The organism is Rhodocyclus purpureus (assembly GCF_016653115.1).
GTDB lineage: Bacteria > Pseudomonadota > Gammaproteobacteria > Burkholderiales > Rhodocyclaceae > Rhodocyclus > Rhodocyclus purpureus.
On the sequence record NZ_NHRX01000062.1, the window covers coordinates 1 to 4,839 of the forward strand.

At 68.9% G+C, this 4,839-nt stretch carries 5 protein-coding genes and 1 pseudogene; 3 read left to right on the forward strand and 3 right to left on the reverse strand.

Going from position 1 to position 4,839, the window contains the following annotated elements:
* The 3 genes and pseudogenes from CCR84_RS12810 to pufC (CCR84_RS16935) form a co-directional block, all read left to right on the forward strand.
* The coding region (locus tag CCR84_RS12810) for a photosynthetic reaction center family protein (RefSeq protein ID WP_201212931.1) at positions 1 to 366 on the forward strand (366 nt) is incomplete at its 5' end.
* A partial coding sequence (pufC, locus tag CCR84_RS16930; RefSeq protein WP_420825396.1) for a photosynthetic reaction center cytochrome PufC occupies positions 363 to 1,057 on the forward strand: 695 nt, incomplete at its 3' end. The genes CCR84_RS12810 and pufC (CCR84_RS16930), both read left to right, overlap by 4 nt.
* A 1-nt stretch (position 1,058) precedes the next feature.
* Positions 1,059 to 1,561, forward strand: a pseudogene (pufC, locus tag CCR84_RS16935) (photosynthetic reaction center cytochrome PufC); the annotation flags it as partial.
* Positions 1,562 to 1,851: 290 nt separating this feature from the next.
* Here the strand turns inward: pufC (CCR84_RS16935) and CCR84_RS12825 are convergent.
* The 3 genes from CCR84_RS12825 to CCR84_RS12835 form a co-directional block, all read right to left on the reverse strand.
* Positions 1,852 to 3,105: a geranylgeranyl reductase family protein gene (locus CCR84_RS12825; RefSeq protein ID WP_274610820.1), complete on the reverse strand. Its 1,254-nt coding sequence runs from the start codon at positions 3,103 to 3,105 to the stop codon at positions 1,852 to 1,854.
* A 5-nt stretch (positions 3,106 to 3,110) separates the two neighbouring features.
* Positions 3,111 to 4,418, reverse strand: a complete 1,308-nt coding sequence (locus CCR84_RS12830; RefSeq protein ID WP_201212937.1) for a BCD family MFS transporter — start codon at positions 4,416 to 4,418, stop codon at positions 3,111 to 3,113.
* Positions 4,415 to 4,839, reverse strand: a 425-nt coding sequence (locus CCR84_RS12835; protein WP_201212939.1) for a UbiA family prenyltransferase, incomplete at its 5' end; no start/stop codon positions are given. The genes CCR84_RS12835 and CCR84_RS12830, both read right to left, overlap by 4 nt.

A 4,839-nucleotide genomic window follows, 5' to 3' on the forward strand; every position in this document is an offset into this window, starting at 1 on the left:
TCGACGCTGCTGTTCGCCATGCACGGCGCGACGGTTCTGGCGGTCTCCCGTCTCGGCGGCGAGCGCGAACTCGAGCAGATCACCGACCGCGGTACGGCTTCGGAACGTGCGGCGCTGTTCTGGCGGTGGACGATGGGCTTCAACGCGACGATGGAATCGATCCACCGCTGGGGCTGGTGGTGCGCGGTGCTGGTCACGCTGACCGGTGGCATCGGCATCCTGCTCTCGGGCACCGTGGTCGACAACTGGTATCTGTGGGCAGTCCAGCACGGCGTGGCGCCTCCGTATCCGCAGGTCTTCCCGGGAGTGGTTGATCCTGCCGCCACGGCCACGATGGCGACGATGACGACGGGGGTGGCGCAATGAACGTCAATAACAAGAAAATCGCCTGGGTGGCAGGCGCCCTGGGCCTGATCACCCTGACGGCGGGCTGCGACAAGCCGCCGCTGCAGACGGTGGAACCGGTTCAGCGTGGTTTCCGCGGTCTGGGCATGGTCGAGATGTACAGCCCGAGCGTGGTCGAGAAGCTGGCGGTGACGCAGAAGTCGCCGGAAGCGTCGGCGGCGACGCCGCCCGCGGGAGTGAAGGCGTCGAGCATCTACCAGAACGTGCAGGTGCTGAAGGATCTGGACATCAGCGAGTTCAACCGGCTGATGGTGTCGATCACCGAGTGGGTGGCACCGCAGCAGGGCTGCTCGTACTGCCACGCCGACGGCGACCTGGCTGCCGACACGGTGTACACGAAGGTGGTGGCGCGGCGCATGCTGGAGATGACGCGGCACATCAACAGCGACTGGAAGGCGCACGTCGCCGAGACGGGCGTCACCTGCTACACCTGCCACCAGGGCCAGCCGGTACCGACCAACATCTGGTTCGCGGATGCGGGCCCGAAGGGTGCGTCGAGCAAGATGGTCGCGTCGCGCGCCGGGCAGAACACGCCGGCGCCGGCGGTCGGGCTGACCTCGCTGCCGTTCGATCCGTTCTCCGTGTATCTGGAGAAGGACAAGGCGGTGGGCGTGATCTCGAAGACGGCGCTGCCGGTGAAGGGTGCGAATCCNAGAACACGCCGGCGCCGGCGGTGGGGCTGACCTCGCTGCCGTTCGATCCGTTCTCCGTGTATCTGGAGAAGGACAAGGCGGTGGGCGTGATCTCGAAGACGGCGCTGCCGGTGAAGGGGGCGAATCCGACCGACCTGAAGGACGCGGAAGCGACCAAGGGCCTGATGATTCACATCTCGAAGGCACTGGGGGTGAACTGCACGTACTGCCACAACACGCGTGCGTTTGCCGAGTGGGACGCGAGCACGCCGCAGCGCGTGACGGCGTGGCACGGTATCCGTCTGGCACGTGACCTGAACGTGAACTACCTGAACCCGCTGCGCGAGACCTTCCCGGCGAACCGTCTCGGTCCGCAGGGCGACGCGCCGAAGGTGAATTGCGCGACCTGCCACAACGGGGTGTACAAGCCCTTGTTCGGCGTCAGCCTGGCGAAGGACTACCCGTCGCTGAAGAAGCCGGGAGCGCAGCAGACTGCGGCTGAAGCACCGGCGCAAGGTATCTAAGCAGCCGTCCCGCTGTAACAAGCAAAAGGGCCAGCCCGGCAACAGGCTGGCCCTTTTGTCGTCGACGGAGCGGCTGAACGGCGTGTGCGCCCTGCGCTTCTGCAGGGCGTAGCGGGTCTGCCGGGATGGACCGGTGGAGACTGGGCGTTCCGGTGGGGGCGGCGGCAGCCGCGAATGCAACTGCGCCGATGCAGGAGTGGCTTACGCCGATGCCGCGCTCAAGCGTGCGCCAGGGTGAGCGCGAACAGGCCGCCGGCAGGGCTTGCTGCCGGGCGGCGGGTCGGTAGCGTTCAGGAGGCCTTGGCCAGCCCGAGCAAGACGGCGACGTCCTTCAGGAACACGCGCACGTGCGCGAAGGGTTTGCGGCGCACCAGGCGCTTGTGCAGGTAGGACTCCCAGGTCAGGTCCTGGATGTCCGGGTCAGCGCAGAGCTTGACGAACTTCTCGCGGCGCGCGTCGGAGGTGTACCAGAAGCGCTGCAGCAGGCCGAGCGCCCAGAAGACACGGCCGTGCGCCTTCATGAAGCGGCGATGCGCAAGCTGCAGCGAGGAGGCGTTGCCGGTGACGAGGAAGGCCTCGACCGCCTCGGCGGCGAAGCGACCGCCGGCGAGCGCGTAGTAGATGCCTTCGCCCGAGGCAGGTGCCACGCAGCCGGCGGCGTCGCCAGCCAGGACCACGTCGCGGCCGTTGTCCCATTTCGCGAGCGGCTTCAGCGGCAGCGGCGCGCCTTCGCAGCGCAGCGTCTCGGCCTCGTCGAGGCCGGCGACCTTGCGCAGGTCGGCGGTCGCCGCGCGCAGCGGAAAGCCCTTGATCTCGCTGCCGACGCCGACGCTCAGCGTGTCGCCGTGCGGGAAGATCCAGCCGTAGAAGTCGGGCGAGAAGCGGCCCTGGTAATAGACGTCGCAGCGTTCGCCGTCGGCGTGCTCGGGGCGCTTGATGATCTCGTGGTAGGCGAAGACAAGCCGCGTCTTCTCGGCACCGGGGATGCAGTGTTTCGCGACCTGGGAGTTGGCGCCGTCGGCGCCGATGATCGCGCGCGCGCGCACCTGGCGCTCGGCCCCCGCGTGCGCGGTCGCGAGTTCGGCCGGGTTGAGGCCGTCGGCGCCGGCGATGTCACCCTTGTCGGCGGCGCCGATACCGGTTTCACGGTAATGGACAATCGCGGTGCCGTCGGCATCGCGCGTGACCTTCAGGTAGTTGCCCGCGCGCCGTTCGGCACCGCTGGCAGCGGCGCGCTGGCGCAGCCACTCGTCGAAGTCCTTGCGGTCAACGAGGCCGATGTAACCGATCGGGATCGGCATGTCGATGCAGCGCCCGCTCGGGGCGATCATCCGTGCCGAGCGCGCCCGTGCGGCGAGGAGCGACTCGGGCAGGTCGAATTCCTTCAAGGCCTGCGGCGGGATGGCGCCACCGCAGGGTTTGATGCGGCCGCCGCGTTCGAGCAGCAGCACCTTGCGCCCGGCCTTCGCCAGGTCGTTCGCCGCCGTTGCTCCGGCCGGTCCGCCGCCAACCACCACGACGTCGTAGGTCTCCATGTTGCTCATCAGTCTTATCCCTGGTTTGCCGCCTGCGCCAGCACTGCGCCGGTCGTCGGGGCTGCCTTGTCCGCCGGCACGATGAAGCGCGCGGCGAGGCTGGCCGAGTAAATGAACATCAGTGCCTCGCCGGCAAAGACGACGGCGTAGGCATGAATTTGCGAATCGAGGAGCGCGCGCGCCGCGTCGGCGGCGACGGTTCCCATGAAGCCACCGACGGCGAAGGCGATCGCCTGAGCCGCCCCCCACAGCCCCATGCGCACGCCTTCGCGCGACGAGCGGCCGGCGCTGGCGAGCGCCATCATCGAGCCGATCGCCGAGACCGCGAAGGCACCGTTGGCGGCGCCGAGCAGGAAGACGTTGGCACGCAGCGGCCAGTCCTCGCCGACGACGCCACCCGCGGACAGGCAGACCAGCGCCACCGCCGAAGCGAAGCAGCCGCCGATCGTCCACTGCCTGAGCGTGCCGATGCGGCCGCTCAGGAAGCCGACCAGCAGCATGCCGAGCAGGACGCCGCCGTGCTGCAGCCCCGACAGCATCGTCGACTGTCCCGGCGTCAGCCCGAAGATGGCGCCGGCGAAGGGCTCCATGATCAGGTCCTGCAGGCTGTACGAGAGCATCGAGATGAAGACGAAAATGGTGAAGCCGCGCGCGATCGGCTCGTCCCAGACCTGCGCCAGCGCGGTACGGAAGGCGGGCCTCGCCTCGCTATCCGGAACGGCGGCGTGCTCGCCCTCGACGCCCCAGACGGCGGCGACGGCGACCGCGAAGGCGATCAGCGAGACGCAGCCCGAGACCAGCATCAGCCGGTCGAGCGAGAACGGATCGAGCAGCTTGCCCCCGATGCTGGCGGTGAGGATGAAACCGACGATCATCATCACCCAGGCGGTGGTCGCCGCCGCGCCACGCCGCTCGGGGGCGACGCGCTTGGCGAGCAGCACCAGCAGCGAAGTCCCGGCGGCGCCGGCGCCGAGGCCGATCGCCGTGAAGGCGACCGCGCCTAGGACGACGCCGAAGGTGGTGTTGGTCTGCATCAGCGCCGTCGCCACCGCGGCGAGGAAGCCACCGATTGCGAGCACGGCCATGCCGCCGATGATCCAGGGAGTCCTTCTGCCGCCGACGTCCGAGCCGTAGCCGAGGCGCGGACGCAAGAGCTGCACGACGTGATGGATGCCGACCAGCGCGCCCGGGATCATCGCCGGCAGTGCCAGTTCGACGACCATGACGCGGTTCAAGGTCGAGGTCGTCAGCACGATGATCGCGCCGAGCGCGGTCTGCACGAGGCCGAGGCGGACGATGCCCAGCCAGCCGATGGTGTTCATAGTGCGGCTCCGATCGACCGGATGCCGATGGCGGCGGCCATCATTCCGGAGACGTAGAGGGTGACGCCGAAGGCGGAGAGGAAGAGGGCGTTCTTGACCGGGTCCTTGAGGAAGCGGGCCATGAGGACGAGCTGGACGGCGAGGACGCCGGCGACGATGGCGGCCTGGACGGGGCGGTCCCAGGCGTGCAGCAGCCAGACGACGACGAACTGGGGCAGGGCCATGATGCCGGCGGCCCAGCGCGCGGCGCCCTGGACGCCGAGGACGACCGGCAGGGACTTGAGTCCCATCTGGGTGTCGCCCTCGATCGCCTTGAAGTCGTTCAAGGTCATGATGCCGTGCGCGCCGATGCTGTAGAGGACGGCGAGCAGGATCGACTCGGTCGGCGGCAGCGCGCCGCCGGCCATGACGACGGCGCCGG